Origin of the sequence: Exiguobacterium sp. TNDT2, from assembly GCF_003331145.1 — a bacterium.
In the GTDB taxonomy this organism is placed as follows: domain Bacteria; phylum Bacillota; class Bacilli; order Exiguobacteriales; family Exiguobacteriaceae; genus Exiguobacterium.
This window is the reverse complement of record NZ_QLVE01000014.1, coordinates 1-17,877: the sequence shown is the minus strand read 5'-3', so window position 1 is coordinate 17,877 and position 17,877 is coordinate 1. Positions and strand designations below refer to the sequence as shown.

Sequence of the window (17,877 nt, the reverse complement as noted above, 5' to 3'; positions counted from 1 at the left end):
CGCCGATTGGCGGTTTTAGTTTGTCTTGCTATCGAGCCAGGCGTGGTCGATCGCGCCGAATTGCTTGGCAATGATGACCCCATTTTCATCAAGGACGTACGTCGTCGGCATCGCTTGAATCCGATAGGCGTTTCCGACGATTCCTTCCTCGTCATAGACGACCTTGAACGCATCTTCATATGGGGCGACGAACGATTCGGCATCAGCGACATCCCGTTCGCTCGTTGTCGTATTGACGGCGACGATGGTCACATCGTCTCGTTCTCGGGCAAACTTGGCCATGTCTGGCATCTCGGCCCGGCACGGAGGGCACCACGATGCCCAGAAGTTGACGACGACCCGCTCACCGCGTAAATCTTCCAAGTTGAACGGCGTCCCATCAGTTCGCTTCAACTCGAAATTCGGTGGGATTTGGCCGATGTTCAATCCGGTCTGGGACGAGTCGGCCTCGAGACGTGGTGTCTCGTCTGGTAGGCTGGCGTTGATGATGGCGAGCACGATGATGAAACCGAGTCCGTATTGAACGGCCTTCTGGGACGGTCGCGCCACGTAGGCGGCGAAGGCGGTTAGAAGGAAGAACGGAATGATCCACCACAACTCGAACGTACCGGTGACGATCGACCCGATCAACCAAATCGAAAATGCACCGACCCCCGTCCAGAGCAACGCCCCGAGCGTCGGTGTCCGCATCCAGCGCCATGTCGTGACGAGCAGCAAGGCGATTAGGCCGGCCATATAGAGGTGGAGCGGTTGCGGAGATGAGAGCAGTGGGAGCATCCCGTATTTCGGGACAACGAGCGTCACCGCAAACCAAAAGACCAAGGCCGAGAACAACCAATAGCCACGAAGGCTAGGCGTGAGCCGGAATACGAAAATAGCTATTACGGCAGCGGCAATGAGAAGCGACCACGTGCCGCCGGTCGCATAAAGGGATAAGGCCAAACTTCCTGTCGACGCGAGGCCAAGGACGATTGCGCTTCCTTTCCAAGCGAGAAAGCCGGCGAACCAGGTGCCGAGGACGGCGTCGCGTTCTTTTTCTGACAAGCCGATTTTTTTAAAGCCGATGTAGAGAATAAGTAGGCTGGCCATCATAGCCAGCAAATCGAGTCGAACGTTCAATGGACCGATGGCAATCACAGAATCCCTCCTAGAGAAAAAGCGCCCAAACGAGTGGGCGCTTTCTTTGTTTGTAGTATAGCATTAGCCGATTTGTTCTGCATTGAGGACAGTCTTCATCGCGCCGTAGCCACCGAGGATGTTTTGGATATCCTTGTAGCCGAGTGATTGAAGCACGCTCGCGGCCATCCGTGAACGGACGCCTGACGCACAGTGAACGGCGATCGTTTGGTCTTTCGGGAGACCTTCATGGTCGCGTGCCAGTTTACCGAGTAGGATGCGCTCGGCTTTCTCGTAGTGGCTCGCGTTCCATTCTGTCGCATTCCGGACATCGAGGACGAAAACGTCACCTTTTTCCGCCGACTCGATTGCTTGTTCCGCTGTCACGTCCGTGTACGTTTCCGTCAATAACTCTTGACCGAGCTCTTCGACTGGGACGACGAAGCGGAGACGGTCGAGACCGATCGATTGGAGGTCCGTCTGCACTTGTTCGACGTCTTCCGCGCTCGCGATGAGCGTGATGTCTTTGTCGAAGTTGACGAGCCAGCCGGCCCATGAGACGAACTTTGTGTTGTATGGGATGTTGATTGTGCCTGGGACGTGTCCTTTGGCAAACTCTTCCCCTTTACGTGTATCGACGACTTGTGTCTCTTCGACGAGCTTATCGAGGCGGTCCGTGCCGACGATTTCTGGACGAGCGATCTCGTTCGTGACTTGGATGCCTTCTTTGTTCACTTTCTTCATCATCGCGAAGTAGTTCGGCGGTTCTGGTTGGTCCGTCGTCAACTCTTTGATGAACGCATCTTTGTCTGTCATTTGAAGCGCCCAGTTCGTCGCTTTCTCGTAACCGACCGTCGATGTCGGGATGGCACCGAGCGCTTTTCCGCAGGCACTTCCGGCACCATGGCCCGGCCAAACTTGAACGAAGTCAGGAAGATCTTTGAACTTTTTGAGCGAGTCGAACATTTGCTCGGCACCGATCGCTGTTGTTCCTTTTACACCGGCTGCTTCTTCGAGTAAGTCAGGACGACCGATATCGCCGACGAAGACGAAGTCGCCTGTGAAGATCCCCATTGGTTGTGTTCGGTTCCGGTCGTAGAGCAAGAACGAGATATGTTCTGGCGTATGACCTGGTGTATGCATGACTTCGAGTGTGACGTTACCGACTTTGAACGTGTCGCCATCTTTGACGAGTTTTGAGTCGATGTCTTTCGCGAACGCATATTTCCATGACGCGTCGCCTTCGTCTGAGAGGTAAGCCGTTGAACCGGTACGTTTCGCAAGTTCGAGTGAACCTGAGACGAAGTCGGCGTGGATGTGAGTCTCAGCCGTCGCGACAATCTTCATGCCTTCTTTTTCAGCTTCCTGAAGATACGGTGTGATGTTGCGGGCCGGGTCGATGACGACGGCTTCGCCGGTCATTTGGCAACCGACCATATAAGATGCTTGTGCTAATTTTTGATCATAGAAATAACGTAATAACATGTGAAATACCCCCTAAGAATAATTGACTGTAAACGATTGTCGTTGTTGCGATTTATATATAGAAGATTGTTAGACTGTTTCGCCCGTCCAGCTCATCATGCCGCCATCGACGTTGATGACGTCAAAGCCGAGTGAGTCGAGATACGCCGAAGCGTTCATGCTTCGTCCGCCTGCTGCGCAGATGACATGAATCGGTTTCGAACGATCGAGCTCATCGACTTTCGCACCGAATTCAGAGAGTGGCACGTTTTTTGCTTGCTTGATGTGGCCGGCGGCGAATTCGTCTGTTTCCCGAACATCAATCAAGTTGAGCGTCTCATCAGATTGAAGCAACGTTTCTAGTTCAGTTGTCGAAATGGTTTTCATAAGCTTGAAATCTCCTTTGTGGTTGTGGAATTTTGAAATGAGTTTATTTCGTTGTTTTTAATATACCCCCTGAGGTATACTGAATGCAAGAAAAAGAATCGGAGGTCGAAAATTGAAGAAAATCATGCTGATTTTATCTGGTTTGGTGATTTTGACTCTCGGAGTCGTCCTTTTAACATTGAATGAGAGTGAAATTACAAAAATTGATGTTGAAACGCTACAAAACAGATTGGAAAACGAAGAAATAACTTTGTTAGACGTTCGAGAAGTGGAAGAATACGAGGGGGGGCATATCGGAGGAGCGGTGAACGCACCACTTTCTTCATTGAATGAAACCGAATTGCCTTATCCGAAAGATGAACCGATTTACGTCATCTGCCGGAGCGGGAACCGGAGCGCCCAAGCGGCACAACTGTTGAATGAACGTGGCTATACCGAAATTTATGACGTCTCAGGCGGCATGATTGCCTGGGAACAACAATAAAACTTACTTATGTATAGGGTAGGGAATTGGAGGAATTGATATGGAATTTGGATTTATCATCACCATCTTTTTGATCGGCTTTATCGGGTCGTTCATTTCAGGGATGGTCGGAATTGGCGGATCGATTATCAAATATCCGATGTTGTTGTATATTCCACCGCTTCTCGGCTTCGCGGCGTTCAGCGCCCATGAAGTATCAGGGATCAGTGCGATTCAAGTCTTCTTCGCGACGATCGGCGGGATTTACGCGTATCGAAAAGGTGGCTATTTGAACAAGCAGCTCATCTTGTATATGGGTGTCGCCGTCTTGATTGGGAGTTTCATCGGCGGCTACGGTTCGACGCTCTTGTCTGAGAACTTGATTAACGTCGTCTATGCCGTGCTCGCGACGATTGCGACAATCATGATGTTCTTACCGAAACAGAACGTCGAGGACGTTCCGCTCGACCAAGTCACGTTCAATAAACTGATTGCGGCAAGCTCGGCGTTCATCGTCGGGGTGGCCGCGGGGATCGTCGGGGCAGCAGGAGCGTTCATCTTGATGCCGATCATGCTCGTCGTGCTCCGGATTCCGACGAAGATGGCAATCGCGAGTTCGCTTGCCATTACGTTCATCTCGTCGATCGGTTCGACAGCGGGGAAAATCATTACCGACCAAATCGTGTGGGAACCAGCCGTCATCATGATTATCGCCAGTTTGATTGCGGCACCGCTCGGCGCGAACGTCGGCAAGAACATGAAGACGAAGTCACTTCAAATGATTTTGGCGCTCCTTATTTTAGCGAGCACCGTCAAAATTTGGATGGACATTATCGGTTAATCGAATCAATGTTAAATGGCTACTGAGGCGACTTGGTAGCCTTTTTTTTGTGTAAAGACTGCAATGGAATTGTTAAGTTTATGTATAGTTGTAAACGTCAATTAGTTGAATTAAGGTCACGAGAACGTTAAAATATGAATTATACATCTAAAAAATGAATGATTAACTTGAATTTTATATTTCGTACAAGGAGTGTTTACATGAATCACATGAATCCATCGAAAGGAAAAGTGGACCGATTCCGCCAAGCGGCGTTCGACTCGTTCAAAACTCATCGTCTATTTTGGATGTTCACCATCTTGTTATGGACGAAGTCGCTGATCGCGTATCAGTTCTTCTTCAACATGCCAGTCGAGAATGCAGTCCAGACATTCATCCTCATCATCAACCCGCTCAGCTTCACGCTGTTCCTGTTCGCCTTCAGCTTCTTCTTCGGGGGGAATAAGCGAAAGTGGGCGCTTTACAGCCTGTATCTCGTCTCCTCGCTTATCTTGTTCGCGGATACGACCTATTATCGTGAGTTCACGGATTTCTTGACGGTACCGGTCTTGTTCCAATCATCGAACATGGAGACGCTCTCGTCTTCATTCCTGTCGCTTCTCGAGTGGAAAGATTTGTTGATTTTAGGTGACCTGATTGTCTTACCGTTCGTATTGCGCAACATAAATGAAACAAGTCAAGCGTCACAGCGCCGTGTTTTAATTACGTTTTCGGCAGCGGTAGCTATGTTTGGATTCAACCTCATCCTTGCCGAGACGGAACGTCCAGAGTTACTCACACGTTCGTTCGACCGGGAACTGTTGGTCAAAAACTTAGGAACATTTAACTTCCATGTCTACGATGCGATGCTTCAAACGAAAACGTCTACTCAAAAGGCGCTTGCGGATAGTTCTGAACTCGATGAAGTCGAGAACTTCACACGTCAAAACTATGCGGCCCCGAATCCTGACATGTTCGGGAAGTATAAAGGCAAGAATGTGATCATCGTCTCGTTCGAGTCAGCTCAGAACTTCACGCACAACATGAAAGCCTCGAACGGCGAGTACATCACGCCGAACTTGAACGAGTTGATCGAAGAGTCTCACTACTGGCCGAACTATTACCATACGACAGGCCAAGGGAAGACGTCAGATGCCGAGTTCGCACTCGATAACTCGCTCTATGGCCTCTCGCGTGGAGGAGTCTACTTCACGAACGCCGATAACGAATATAACGCGTTACCAGAAGTCATCAAAGAAGACAACTACTACTCGGCCGTGTTTCACGCCAACAACAAGTCGTTCTGGAACCGAGATCAGATGTATCAAAACATCGGCGTCGACAAGTTCTTTGACGAAGCGAGCTATGACCTCGGCAATCCTGAGGACATGACGGAGTGGGGTCTCCTCGACGACGAGTTCTTCCGCCAATCGATCCCGATGCTTGAAGAGCTGCCGGAACCGTTCTATGCGAAGTTCATCACGCTGACGAACCATTTCCCGTACACGATGCCGAGTGAGAAGCACGAGCTCGTCCCGAAATTTAAGACGGACTCGACGACGCTCAACAATTTCCCGCAGGCGCTAGCCTACCAGGATTACGCCCTCGGCTTGTTCATCGACGAGTTGAAGGCGAACGGCATGTGGGATGACACGATTTTCATACTCTACGGTGACCATTACGGCATCTCGACGAACCATAACGCCGCGATGGCCGACCTGCTCGGGAAAGACGAGTTGACACCGTATGACGTCGCCAAGCTCCAAGCTGTCCCGTTCGCAATCCACTTGCCGGGCCAAGAGGAAGGGAAAGTGCACGAGACGATCGGCAGTCATGTCGACATGAACCCGACGATTCAGCACTTGCTCGGAATCGATACGTCAGAACAGGTCGGCTTCGGGAACGACTTGTTCTCGAAAGAGCATTATGACCGCGCCATCTTCCGGGATGGAACGGTCGTGACGCAGGACCATCTGTTCACGCAGTCGATGTGTTATGATGCTAAGACTGGTGAAATCGCCGAAGACGGTGCAGCATGTACGCCACTTGAAGCAGAAGCGAACAAAATCCTCGAGATGAACGATCAGCTCATCTATTCAGATTTACTTCGCTTCAAGCAAAATCAATAATGAAGAGAGAAAAGATTGGAAACAGTCTTTTCTCTTTTTTTGTGGTCGTAGTGCCTTAGGAAGACTAAGATGAAAGAAGTGCAGATAACAAAAGGAGAAATTATGACATTAGACTATACGGGAGAACGGGTCATCCCAGATCGCATGGACCCGCTGAACGGCTTGCTGCTTGAACATATCGCCCGCTATCATTTTGCCCTCTTATACATGCAAGGGCGCGTCCTCGATTTTGCGAGCGGGAGCGGGTACGGCAGTCAATTGATCGCCAAGAACTTGAAAGGAACAGTGACCGAGGTCGTCGCCGTCGACTTGTCAGAAGAGGCGACGCGCTACGCGAAAGGCCGTTATCATCATCCGAACGTCAACTATATCGTTGGTGATGTCGTCGACCGGACGTTGCCGGAGAGACTTGGGACGTTCGACTGCATCGTCAGCTTCGAGACGATCGAACACGTGACCGACTATGAGACGTTCATGGCGAACGTGTGGCAACTCTTGAAGCCAGGGGGTATCTTGGTGTTGTCGACACCGTTCGGTCAAGGGGTCGGGCAACCGACAAACGAGCCGTTCCACGCTCACCAGTTCATCGAGGCCGAGTTTGAGGAATTATTTACGCCATTCACGTCGACTGAATTTTATTATCAACGAGGCGTGCTCGTCGAACCGAAGCGGGGGACGCGCCATTATCCGATCGGGATCGCCGTCGCGGTCAAATAAAAAATCCCGATGAACGAAGTCATCGGGTAATGAAATAGTATAATAGGCCGAGTGCCATGAAGGAGATCGGGAACAGGACGATATACGTCCACGACACCATCGACCAGCTTTTCTTTTGACTGTAGTCTGATTTGTCTTTTCCGAGTCCGACCATGATCGTAAAAATGAGGGCAATCAAGCAAACGAGTAACGATAATCCAATTGTGAGATACATGTTGTCACATCCTTCATGGTTTCTTCATACTTCTAGCATAGCTGAAAACAAAACGAAAAAGCCTCTGAAATGTTGGGATTCTGTGTCCAACAGTCAGAGGCTTTTATCACACCTGGGTATCATTTATATACGTCTCGGCATCGTCGATCGGGATGCCGAGCGCCTCGTGGATGACAGTCAAAGCGCTGTCGTTACGCTTGTCCGTCTCAGCGGCGACGCAGTCGCGTGGGACGTGGAGCTCATATTCGCGCATATAGCCATCGTTCGCCGAGAAGAGAATACAGATGTCCGAGGCGACACCGGTCATGACGAGCGAGGTGACATCTAATTGTCGCAACAAGATGTCGAGCTGTGTCCCATAAAACGTTGAGTGTCTCGGTTTGATGATGAAATACTCTTTCTCTTCTGGCGCGATTCGTTTGGCGATATCGCTACCTTTTGAGAGGTCGACGTGACGGATGATATCCTCAGTGCTGTCTTTCCACTGCCCGAAGTTGTCGTTACAGTAGATGACCGGCCAGTCGTTCTCTTTAAAGTGACGCTTCAGTTTTAAAATCGGTTCGACAATCGGCTCCGTGTTTCGAAGTAGGTCATCCCCACCGACGAAGTCGAAATCATTGAACATGTCGATGATGAGTAATGCCGTCTTTGACATCGTGGTCCCTCCATTTATAGAAGTCTCTTTATAGGAAATACCACAACTGCTCAGACGTTAACCGTCATTCGGCGAACGTTTTACTTCGGAACACGAGCGCCGTGATGATGTAGAAGGCAATGATGTGAATCAAGACGTAGAACGCCGAGAACCAAATCGTCACGCCCATCGTCTCCATGAAGCCTGGGCTTTGGTAATAAATCGACAGATCCGTATGCAAGAAGACGATCCATTTGGCGATGGCTGGTTTCCACGTGATGAGAAGCCCACCGATCATCGTCGAGACGAAATTCGCGAGCACGGTGAAGCCGATGACGACACCGACAGATTTAAAGACGACCGAGAACATGAGCGTCAAGAAGATGACGAACACGCCGCTCGAGACGCTAAGGAGGACATTGCGGAACTGCTCGAGCGTCAACTCCCCATCGAGCGTCAAGGCGAAGCCGTATGTGACGGCAAGGATGAACACGAACTGGGCAAGCATGATAAGAAGAGCGGCCACAAGTTTCGACAGTAAAATCCGGTCGCGCGAGTACGGGCTCATGAGCAAGTGCTTCAACGTATCGAATTTCAACTCATTCCCGATCATCTCGGCCGTGAAGACGATCGTGAAAATGCCGAGGAATGTCATCGCCGCCATCGTCGCATAGTTGACGAACGTTTCTGCGTCACCTGGGTTGTCGCCACTCCGGACGATGAAGTACGTCAAGACGATAATTCCGGTGTACATCCCGAGCGCGACGAGCGGTTTAATCGTGCGCCGCCATTTCATGAATTCATTGGCTAGTAATGAACGCATTGGTCGTGCCTCCTTCTTTTTTCGTCAATTTCAAGAACTGTTCTTCGAGCGTCTCGTGCTTCATCCCAATCTGATAAACGGCGATGTCACGTTCGACGAGATGTTTCAACAAGCGCGGGATGTCCGTTTCCGGACGTGGGACGATGAACGTCTCGGCCGACTGTTGGATGATTTTCACCTCATCAAATGCGAGCGCGACGACATCGAGTGCTTCGTTCATCTGCTCGCGGCCGACTTTACAAAGGATGACGCTCTCCGTCTTTGCTTCCCCGTCTTGGACCGACTTAATTTGACCTTGGTCGATGATGGCGAAGCGATCGGTGATGAGTTCCATCTCGCTGAGAAGGTGGCTTGAGATTAAGATGGCGATGCCGCGATGGTCGGCCAAGTGACGCAAGTAATTACGGAGATTGGCGATTCCGGCCGGGTCGAGCCCGTTCGTCGGTTCGTCAAGGATCAATACTTTCGGGTTATGAAGCAAGGCACGGGCGATGCCGAGGCGCTGTTTCATCCCGAGCGAGTATTGTTTCACTTTCATATCAAGCTTCGTCTCAAGTCCGACGAGAGCACCGAGGGCGTTCAAGTCAATTTTCTTTAGACCAGGAATCAAGTTCATCGCGTGAATCAAGTTCTCGCGACCCGTCAAATACGGATAGAAGGCCGGGTTTTCGACGATGGCCCCGATGCGACTGAGGGCTTGTTGGCGTTCTGTCGAGACGTCGAACCCGTCGACGGTAACGGAACCGTGCGTCGCTGGCATGAGGCCGGTGATAATGCGAATCGTCGTCGTCTTCCCGGCACCGTTTGGACCGAGGAAGCCAAAGATTTCTCCAGGCGTGACGTCGAAGCTGACATTGGTCAAGACGTTCGTCTGGCCCATCTTCTTATGTACGTTTTGTACGGATAACATAGAGTCACCTTGCTTTCATGAGAATTTTTTCCAACTTTTCATCCCTATATACGGACTCGACTGAAACAAGGTTTCACCTTTTTTTGAAATAGTTAAACGGATGAATCGATTTCACAATTGGTTGATAAGGAAAACTTATCGAAATAGTATGGACGAATTGTGAATTTGAAAGGGTCTTTCTATTTAGAAAGGTGTAGTATGAAGAGGAGAGAAAGAGACAAGATTTGGCTCTTTTCACAGGACGAATCAGATGGATGAACTGCTTCGTGCTAAATGTTAAAATGAAAGCGTTCACACATCGAGCGCATAGGAACGGATAGGGGGATTTATTCAATGGGAGAGTCGTCGAACGGTCGCGAAGAAGTGCAAGCATTTTATGGTCCAAACTTAGGCTACATCGTTGAATTGTACGAGCAATATGTGGAAGACCCAGAATCAGTCGATGCGGAGACGCGTCAATACTTTGACAAACACGGGGCACCGGAAACGAGCGCGCCTGTCGCGCCGGCTGCATCGTTTGATTTAGAAAAAGTCGTGGCAGCGACACGGTTGGTCAATGACATCCGGGCACTCGGCCATAAAGCGGCCGACATTTACCCGCTCAAAGACCATCCGCGCGAGCATGGCTTGTTTGCGTTTGACCGCTACGGATTGAGTGAAACCGATCTCGAGCAAGTACCGGCTCACTTGTTGTCAGAAGACGTGCCAAAGCCGGGCGCGAACGCGCTCGAACTCGTCCGTCACTTGCTTGACGTCTACACGGGCCCGGTCGCCATCGAGCTTCGTCATTTGGACGACATGGAAGAGAAACGTTGGATTCGCCGCCGCATCGAGCAAGGCGCATTGAAAGCGAAGTACTCGAAGAACGAGAAAATCGAACTGTTCCAACGTTTAGCCGAGACCGAACTGTTTGAAGCGTTCCTTCATAAGACATACGTCGGGCAAAAGCGCTTCTCAATCGAGGGACTCGACGCGATGGTGCCGCTCCTTGACGCCATGGTCGGCGGCCTCATCTCGAGCGGGTCTGAACATATCAACATCGGCATGGCCCACCGCGGACGCTTGAACGTACTCGCGCACGTGCTCGGCAAACCGTACGAAATGATTTTCGCCGAATTCCAGCACGCCCCGAACAAAGAGTTGATCCCATCGGAAGGGTCAATCGGCATAAACTTCGGATGGTCGGGCGACGTGAAATATCACCTCGGTCTCGACCGCAGAGTGTTAGAAGAGAAGAAAGAGGTCCGTTTGAACCTTGCCAACAACCCGAGCCACCTCGAGTTTGTCGGTTCGGTCGTCGAAGGGTACACGCGTGCGGCGCAAGACGACCGCTCGGAAAAAGGGATGGCGGTCCAACATGACGATAAGGCCGCATCGATCTTGATTCACGGAGACGCCGCGTTCCCAGGACAAGGCATCGTCGCCGAGACGCTCAACATGACGAACTTGAAAGGCTATCGTACAGCCGGGACGGTCCACGTCATCGCCAACAACACGATCGGCTTCACGACCGACCCGAGCGACTCGCGCTCAACACGCTATGCGAGCGATATCGCCAAAGGCTACGAAATCCCGGTGTTCCACGTCAACGCGGACGACCCGGAAGCATGTGTCGCCGTCGCCAAACTGTGCAGCGAGTATCGCGCCAAGTTCCATAAAGACATCCTCGTCGACTTGGTCGGTTACCGCCGCTACGGTCATAACGAGATGGATGAACCGATGAACACAAACCCGGTGCTCTATAAGGCCATCAAAGAACACAAATCGGTCCGTCACGTCTATGCAGACGTGCTCGAAGCGGAAGGCATCATGACAAAAGAAGACAAAGCGACGATCGAGCAATCGATTGAGGATCGTCTCAAATCGGCCCGTGACCTCGTCCCGGCTGAAGAAGAAGACGCCGACATCGTCTTGCCGGAAGCGGTCCATAAAGGCTTCCCGTTCGTCGAGACGGGCGTGGAACGTGACGTGCTCAAACAGTTGAACGACGAATTGCTCGTCTGGCCGGAAGGCTTCGGCGTGTTTCACAAGTTGCAAAAAGTGCTCGACCGTCGCCGTGACGCGTTCGCGGACAACGGGAAAGTCGATTGGGGCCATGCCGAGACGCTCGCCTACGCCTCGATCATCTCGGACGGCACACCGATCCGCTTGAGCGGGCAAGATTCAGAGCGCGGCACGTTCGCGCAACGTAACATCATGTTGAACGACGTCGAGACGGGCAAGAAGTTCTCACCGCTCCACCACTTGTCGACGGCGAACGCCTCATTCTCGGTCCACAACAGCCCGCTCTCAGAAGGTTCAGTGCTCGGGTTCGAATACGGCTATAACGTGTTCGCCCAAGACACGCTCGTGCTTTGGGAGGCACAGTACGGCGACTTCGCCAACTCGGCGCAAGTCATGTTCGACCAGTTCATCTCGGCCGGTCGCGCCAAATGGGGCCAGAAGTCAGGTCTCGTCATGCTGTTGCCGCACGGTTATGAAGGCCAAGGTCCGGAGCACTCGAGCGCCCGCATGGAGCGTTACTTGACGCTCGCCGGAGAGAAAAACTGGACGGTCGCGAACTTGTCGACGGCCGCACAGTACTTCCACATCTTGCGTCGCCAGGCGAAGATGCTCGGCACGGAACAAGTGCGTCCGATGATCATCATGACACCGAAGAGCCTGCTTCGTCATCCGCTTGCAGCCTCATCGGTCGATGAACTGTCAGACAACAACTTCCGCCCGATCATCGAGCAAGCTGGCCTCGGTGAGAATCCGGACAAAGTCGAACGTCTCGTCTTCTGTTCAGGGAAGATGGCGATCGATTTGCAAGAAGCGACGATGAAGTCAGAGGAGTCACTCGACTTCTTGCACATCATCCGCGTCGAAGAGATTTATCCGTTCCCGGTTCGTGAAATCCGTGACGTGATCAGTCGCTATCCGAACGCAAAAGAGATCGTCTGGGTCCAAGAAGAACCAAAAAATATGGGGGCTTGGACATATATCGAACCGCGTCTTGAAGCGGTCACGTCGAACCGGTTGAACGTCCGTTACGTCGGCCGCCGCCGCCGTTCGAGTCCGGCCGAAGGAAATCCGACGGCCCATAAACAAGAACAAGCACGCATCATCCGTGACGCCATCTCACGTGACGCCGTCTCGGCTGCTGCCGGCACGAGCACATACCAAAAAGATCGTAAATAAGTTAAGGGGGAACTCGTTGTGATCGAAATCAAAGTACCGGAACTAGCAGAGTCCATTACGGAAGGAACGGTCGCGTCGTGGCTCAAACAGCCAGGCGACCACGTTGAAAAAGGGGATGCCATCGTCGAACTCGAGACGGACAAAGTCAACATCGAGGTGCCGGCCGATGAGTCGGGCACGCTCGACGAGCAACTCGCAGGCGAAGGGGACACGGTCCAAGTCGGACAAGTGATCGCCCGTCTCAGTTCAGGTTCAGGCGGTGGTACGGCCGTCGCGACGAAGACGAAGACGAAAACGGAAACGGCGACGGAAGCTGCTCCGGCACCGGCCGAGACGAAAGTCGAGACCGTCGGCGAAGCGAAGAAAGTCGAGCGTCGTGAAGAACACGTTGCGAGCCCTGGTAAAGGACCAATCGCGACACCGGCGGCCCGTAAATTGGCCCGTGAGAAAGGTATCGACCTCTCGGCTGTTCAGACGAATGACCCGATCGGCCGGATCAACGTCCATGATGTGACGAACCACGAGTCGAAACCGGCACCGACACAAGCACCACAAACGCCAAAAGCACCGGCAGCGGCACCGCAGCCGGCAGCGAGCGGCAAAGACGAAGAGCGCATCAAAATGACGCGTCGTCGTCAAACGATCGCGAGCCGCCTCGTCGAAGTGCAACAGACGGCAGCGATGCTGACGACGTTCAACGAGATCGATATGTCGGCGGTCATGGCGCTCCGCAAACGTCGCCAAGAGAAGTTCGTCAAAGACAACGACGTCAAACTCGGCTTCATGTCGTTCTTCACGAAAGCAGCCGTCGCGGCACTCAAACGGATGCCTTACTTGAACGCCGAGATTCAAGGCAACGAGATCGTCTTGAAGAAATATTATGACATCGGCATCGCCGTGTCGGCTCCAGACGGACTCGTCGTCCCGGTCGTCCGCGAAGCGGATCGCAAGAACTTCGGTGAGATCGAGAAGGACATCTTGCACCTCGCTGATAAAGCCCGCAACAACAAGCTCGGGCTGAGCGACCTCACAGGCGGCACGTTCACGATCACGAACGGCGGCGTCTTCGGCTCACTCTTGTCGACACCGATCTTGAACGGACCACAAGTCGCCATCCTCGGGATGCATTCGATTCAACTCCGTCCGATCGCCATCGACGCGGAGACGATGGAGAACCGTCCGATGATGTACGTGGCGCTCTCATATGACCACCGCATCGTCGATGGTCGTGAGGCCGTGACGTTCCTCAAGCACATCAAAGATATGATTGAAGATCCAGAACAATTGTTGTTCGAAGCGTAATACAAGCAGGTCCATGCCGAGCGGCATGGACCTTTGCTCATGCGATGAGCGTCTCATCGAGCGTGATTTGATGCTTACCGTTCGCTTTCGAACGGTAAAGTGCCTGATCGGCTCGTTCGATGGCAGCGTGTGGCAACATATCCGTGTGCCAGAGCGAGGCGCCGATACTGGCCCCGACTCTTGTCGTCCCGCTTTCAATGGCAATCGGTTCGGATAGGGACGTGATGAGGTCTTGGCCGATTTGCGTGATCGATCGTTCACTCATTCCATTCCGTTCGAACAAGAGGAAGAACTCGTCACCGCTCAACCGAACCGGATAGGCACCGTCGAGCGTCACGCGTTTCAATCGTTCTGCAATCTCAATCAAGACGTCATCGCCCGTGGCGTGGCCGTACGTGTCGTTAACGTCTTTGAAGCCATCGAGGTCGATATAGAAACAGACATATTCGTTCTTCGTCGCCTGCGCTTCGTTCAAATAGTGTCGGAGCGCCGTCCGATTGGCAAGTCCGGTCAAGACGTCACGGTTGGCGAGCGACTCGTAATGGACACGTTCCGTCTCGGATTCGGTGAGCGACGAGACAAGTGACTCCAAGGCGAACGCGAGCGATTCGATCTCTCGGATACCAGACTGGTGCGGGAACGTCTTGACCTTACCTTGTTTCATGAGGGCGGCCGTCTCGGTGATGCGTTTTAGCGGTCGCGTCACAATCGAGGCGAGGAACCATCCGAGCGTGGACGTCACGAGCGAGGCGATCAGACCGATCCATAAGATTTTAGTCTCAAGTTCCATGACCGGCGCGAACGCGACCTCGGTCGGTTGGCGAACGACGACGCTCCAACCGAGTCCGGCGTAATCCTCGTAGCCTTCACCGGTGGCGACACCGGTCAAGTAAGACGTGCCGTCTTGCCACGTGTCGACGTGCCAACCTTCCTTCAATGACGTCGGGAGCGGTTTGCCGACGAGATGGGCGGGACCGAGCAACACCGTGTTGTCGCGTCCGCTGACGACGAACAAGTCGGTATAGTCGGATTGATGGTGGAGCGTCCGATTGAAGTGGCGGAGCACTTCCTTGCCCCACTCCCAACTGAGGTGGGTCGCGAGCACGCCCTGGAACGCCCCGTCACGGAATAGCGGGACACTGATGTCGACGAACTGGAGCGGTTCGCCGCTCGGGTTCGGCAACAGTTCGGCGAGGAGTACCGCTTCATGGACGTCACCGATGAACGGCTCTTGCTGTGCCTCAAGGAAAACGGGGCGTTCCTTTATACTGGCGCCTTCTAAAATGCCGTCCGTCGAGGCAACAACGTTCCCTGTCGCGTCTGTCACACCCATCCACGAGAAAGCGGGGATGTTCGTCTGGACCTGGTCGAGAAGCGCCCGGCTTGAGGCGGGGTCGTTCAGGGCGTCGAGTCCTTGGAGCAATTGGACTTCTTGATAGCGCGACCACATGTAAAAGTCGAGTTTGTCGACGAGCTGATGCGACGTCATCGATAACCGTTCCCCGATCTCCGCTTCGAGCGAAGTGGCGGACCGTTGACTCGTCATGTACGTCAGCGTGATGGTGAGTAAAAAGACGAGCATGGCGATGCTGAGCGCCAAGATGAGACCGAGGCGCATCGAAAATGATTTCATAAACAAATTCCTCCTACAATGACAACATCCACTTTGTTCATCGTCATCTCTTCCGTGACATGAAGCAAAGTTGAGAAAAAACAAGGTCGATTTCGTGGAAACGGATAGCGCTTTCGTTATAATGAAAGACGAATCGATACAAATTGAGGTGAGACGAATGAAACAGAACAAATTATTGGTCGTCGCGACGCTGCTTGCGGTCGCGCTCATTGCCGTCGTGGTCGTTCTCTTGAACCGCCCGGCCGAACAAGCCGAGACGGCGGCCCCGGCGACGACGGAGCACGTGGCGACGGAAGGCCAACCGACGCTCGGTGATGCGGACGCACCCGTCTCGGTCGTCGAGTTTGGGGATTACAAATGCCCGTCTTGTAAACAGTGGGGCGAGACGGTCTATCCGAAGTTGAAAGAAGACTATATCGACACAGGCAAAATCAGTTTCAGCTACATCAACGTCCTGTTTCATGGGCAAGAGTCGATTTTGGCATCGCTCGCGTCAGAGTCGGTGTATAAGCAAGACCCCGACGCGTTCTGGGAGTTCCACAAGGCGCTCTATGACGCGCAGCCGGCGAGTCAGCAACACGACGAGGCGTGGGTCACGGTCGAGCGATTGACAGAAATCGCGAGCAAGACGACATCGGTCGACGTGGCGAAGCTCGAGGATGATTTGAGTGAGAACTCGACGGTGCTCGACGAGGTGAGTCTCGATGACGGACTCGTCAAAGAGCACGGTGTCGAGTTCACGCCATCGATCATGATTAACGGCGTCATGCTTGAAGACCCGTTTGACTATGCGACGATTGAGCGCTTGATCGAGCAAGGCACACCATGAAGCAATCGTTCTTGACCCGTTATGGTCTCTATCTCGCTTGGCTCGTTGCTCTCACGGCGACGCTCGGCAGTCTTTATTTCAGTGAGATTCGCGAGTTCGTGCCGTGTGAGCTCTGTTGGATTCAGCGTATCTTCATGTATCCGCTAGTCATCTTGCTCGGGGTCGCCGTGTTCACGGACGACCGGGCGGTGAAGAAATATGTATTACCGCTCTCCATCATCGGAGGTCTGATTTCACTGTACCATTATTTAGTTCAAAAAGTACCCGGTTTCGCTGATATCAAACCGTGCGTGCAAGGGGTACCGTGCAACGTGCAATACATCAACTGGTTCGGGTTCGTCACAATCCCGTTCCTTGCCTTGACGGCATTTACTTTAATCACGCTCCTCGTCTGGCGCGTGAGACGCAACTGACAATGAAGGAGATGGAACGTGTGAAGAAATGGATGCTCATCGGACTGATTAGCCTGATGGCGGTGCTCGCCGCGTGCAGCAATGAAATTGAAGACCCACTCAACTGGGAGATCGAGTCGTTTAATTATATGAATCAAAATGAAAAGATGGTCAGTCTCGATGATTTGAAAGGGAAGGTATGGATGGCCGACTTCGTGTTCACAAACTGTGAGACGGTCTGTCCACCGATGACGTACAACATGACAAAACTCAATGAGGCGCTCGTCGAGGAAGGTGTCGAGGACGTCCAATTCGTGTCGTTCAGCGTCGACCCGACCGTCGATACGCCAGACAAGATCAAAGCGTTCATGGCCAACTATGACTTGGCGAAAGCCGACTGGCAGTTCTTGACGGGCTACTCACAAGAGGAGATTGAGGCGTTCGCGCAACAGAACTTCAAGGCGCTCGTTCGTAAACCGTCAGAAGGTACGCAAGTCGATCACGGGACATCGTTCTATCTCGTCGACCAGGACGGGAAGATCATTAAAGTGTATCCTGGTTTCCAAGACGTACCGCTCGAGGATATCGTGAACGATATCAAGATTTTACAGGAGTCATAACAAAATGTTGACACTAAGTTAGTATGAAAAAAACAGGATTAGCCAATGTTTATTATGGCTAATCCCGTCTCTTTAATACTGCTGTTTAAAAGTAACTTTCCCAATTAGTGGGGAACCCCATTACAGTTTTTATTTCATCAAAAGTAATAGTGGAAAATTCACTTTCAAATCGCGTAAATAAATCTTTTAAATTTTTGATTAACTCATTAAAATCTTTTTTAATTAAAACTAACTTCAATTGTGC

The 17,877-nt window shown here is 52.2% G+C and carries 17 protein-coding genes; 9 read left to right on the top strand and 8 right to left on the bottom strand.

What is annotated here, in order from left to right:
* Nucleotides 1-15: 15 nt before the first annotated feature.
* From DPV68_RS08625 to DPV68_RS08615, 3 genes are all read right to left on the bottom strand, one after another.
* A complete protein-coding gene (locus tag DPV68_RS08625; protein ID WP_114166357.1) occupies nt 16-1,137 on the bottom strand; it encodes a redoxin family protein in 1,122 nt (373 codons plus the stop codon).
* Between the two features lie 63 nt (nt 1,138-1,200).
* On the bottom strand, nt 1,201-2,601 hold the full coding sequence (locus DPV68_RS08620) for an MBL fold metallo-hydrolase (protein WP_114166356.1): 1,401 nt from the start codon (nt 2,599-2,601) through the stop codon (nt 1,201-1,203).
* A 69-nt stretch (nt 2,602-2,670) separates the two neighbouring features.
* Nucleotides 2,671-2,967 carry a rhodanese-like domain-containing protein gene (locus DPV68_RS08615; RefSeq protein ID WP_114166355.1) on the bottom strand — a complete coding sequence of 99 codons (297 nt, stop codon included), beginning with the start codon at nt 2,965-2,967 and terminating at the stop codon, nt 2,671-2,673.
* A 112-nt stretch (nt 2,968-3,079) separates the two neighbouring features.
* Between DPV68_RS08615 and DPV68_RS08610 the strand changes: the two genes are divergently transcribed.
* The 4 genes from DPV68_RS08610 to DPV68_RS08595 all read left to right on the top strand — a co-directional run bounded on the left by DPV68_RS08610 (nt 3,080) and on the right by DPV68_RS08595 (nt 7,096).
* Nucleotides 3,080-3,451, top strand: coding sequence for a rhodanese-like domain-containing protein (locus DPV68_RS08610; RefSeq protein ID WP_232819570.1), 372 nt, complete (start codon nt 3,080-3,082; stop codon nt 3,449-3,451).
* A 40-nt stretch (nt 3,452-3,491) separates the two neighbouring features.
* Nucleotides 3,492-4,271: a sulfite exporter TauE/SafE family protein gene (locus DPV68_RS08605; protein WP_114166354.1), complete on the top strand. Its 780-nt coding sequence runs from the start codon at nt 3,492-3,494 to the stop codon at nt 4,269-4,271.
* A 200-nt stretch (nt 4,272-4,471) separates the two neighbouring features.
* On the top strand, nt 4,472-6,379 hold the full coding sequence (locus DPV68_RS08600) for an LTA synthase family protein (RefSeq protein WP_114166353.1): 1,908 nt from the start codon (nt 4,472-4,474) through the stop codon (nt 6,377-6,379).
* A gap of 102 nt (nt 6,380-6,481) precedes the next feature.
* Nucleotides 6,482-7,096, top strand: a complete 615-nt coding sequence (locus DPV68_RS08595; RefSeq protein ID WP_114166445.1) for a class I SAM-dependent methyltransferase — start codon at nt 6,482-6,484, stop codon at nt 7,094-7,096.
* A 19-nt stretch (nt 7,097-7,115) separates the two neighbouring features.
* Here DPV68_RS08595 and DPV68_RS08590 read toward each other — a convergent pair whose 3' ends face one another.
* From DPV68_RS08590 to DPV68_RS08575, 4 genes are all read right to left on the bottom strand, one after another.
* Nucleotides 7,116-7,310 carry a hypothetical protein gene (locus DPV68_RS08590; RefSeq protein ID WP_114166352.1) on the bottom strand — a complete coding sequence of 65 codons (195 nt, stop codon included), beginning with the start codon at nt 7,308-7,310 and terminating at the stop codon, nt 7,116-7,118.
* A gap of 106 nt (nt 7,311-7,416) precedes the next feature.
* The gene (locus DPV68_RS08585) at nt 7,417-7,965 is read right to left on the bottom strand and encodes a cysteine hydrolase family protein (RefSeq protein ID WP_114166351.1); all 549 of its coding nucleotides are present in this window, start codon (nt 7,963-7,965) and stop codon (nt 7,417-7,419) included.
* A gap of 64 nt (nt 7,966-8,029) precedes the next feature.
* Nucleotides 8,030-8,767 carry an ABC transporter permease gene (locus DPV68_RS08580; RefSeq protein WP_114166350.1) on the bottom strand — a complete coding sequence of 246 codons (738 nt, stop codon included), beginning with the start codon at nt 8,765-8,767 and terminating at the stop codon, nt 8,030-8,032.
* Nucleotides 8,745-9,677: an ABC transporter ATP-binding protein gene (locus tag DPV68_RS08575; protein WP_114166349.1), complete on the bottom strand. Its 933-nt coding sequence runs from the start codon at nt 9,675-9,677 to the stop codon at nt 8,745-8,747. The genes DPV68_RS08580 and DPV68_RS08575 overlap by 23 nt, the downstream gene beginning before the upstream one ends.
* A gap of 333 nt (nt 9,678-10,010) precedes the next feature.
* On the opposite strand from DPV68_RS08575, the gene DPV68_RS08570 reads away from it, so the two are divergent.
* Complete coding sequence (locus DPV68_RS08570) at nt 10,011-12,857, top strand: 2-oxoglutarate dehydrogenase E1 component (protein WP_114166348.1); 2,847 nt, start codon at nt 10,011-10,013, stop codon at nt 12,855-12,857.
* 18 nt (nt 12,858-12,875) lie between these two features.
* On the top strand, nt 12,876-14,159 hold the full coding sequence (gene odhB, locus DPV68_RS08565) for a 2-oxoglutarate dehydrogenase complex dihydrolipoyllysine-residue succinyltransferase (RefSeq protein ID WP_114166347.1): 1,284 nt from the start codon (nt 12,876-12,878) through the stop codon (nt 14,157-14,159).
* A 37-nt stretch (nt 14,160-14,196) separates the two neighbouring features.
* Here the strand turns inward: odhB and DPV68_RS08560 are convergent, their stop codons facing one another.
* The gene (locus DPV68_RS08560; RefSeq protein WP_114166346.1) at nt 14,197-15,792 is read right to left on the bottom strand and encodes a diguanylate cyclase domain-containing protein; all 1,596 of its coding nucleotides are present in this window, start codon (nt 15,790-15,792) and stop codon (nt 14,197-14,199) included.
* A gap of 157 nt (nt 15,793-15,949) precedes the next feature.
* Here DPV68_RS08560 and DPV68_RS08555 point away from each other — a divergent pair, with 157 nt between their 5' ends.
* From DPV68_RS08555 to DPV68_RS08545, 3 genes are read left to right on the top strand one after another with little or no spacing between them, the layout of a single operon-like run.
* Nucleotides 15,950-16,621, top strand: coding sequence for a DsbA family protein (locus DPV68_RS08555; RefSeq protein ID WP_114166345.1), 672 nt, complete (start codon nt 15,950-15,952; stop codon nt 16,619-16,621).
* On the top strand, nt 16,618-17,034 hold the full coding sequence (locus DPV68_RS08550) for a disulfide oxidoreductase (RefSeq protein ID WP_114166344.1): 417 nt from the start codon (nt 16,618-16,620) through the stop codon (nt 17,032-17,034). The genes DPV68_RS08555 and DPV68_RS08550 overlap by 4 nt, the downstream gene beginning before the upstream one ends.
* Before the next feature lie 11 nt (nt 17,035-17,045).
* Nucleotides 17,046-17,633 carry an SCO family protein gene (locus DPV68_RS08545; protein ID WP_114166444.1) on the top strand — a complete coding sequence of 196 codons (588 nt, stop codon included), beginning with the start codon at nt 17,046-17,048 and terminating at the stop codon, nt 17,631-17,633.
* The last annotated feature ends 244 nt before the right edge of the window (nt 17,634-17,877 follow it).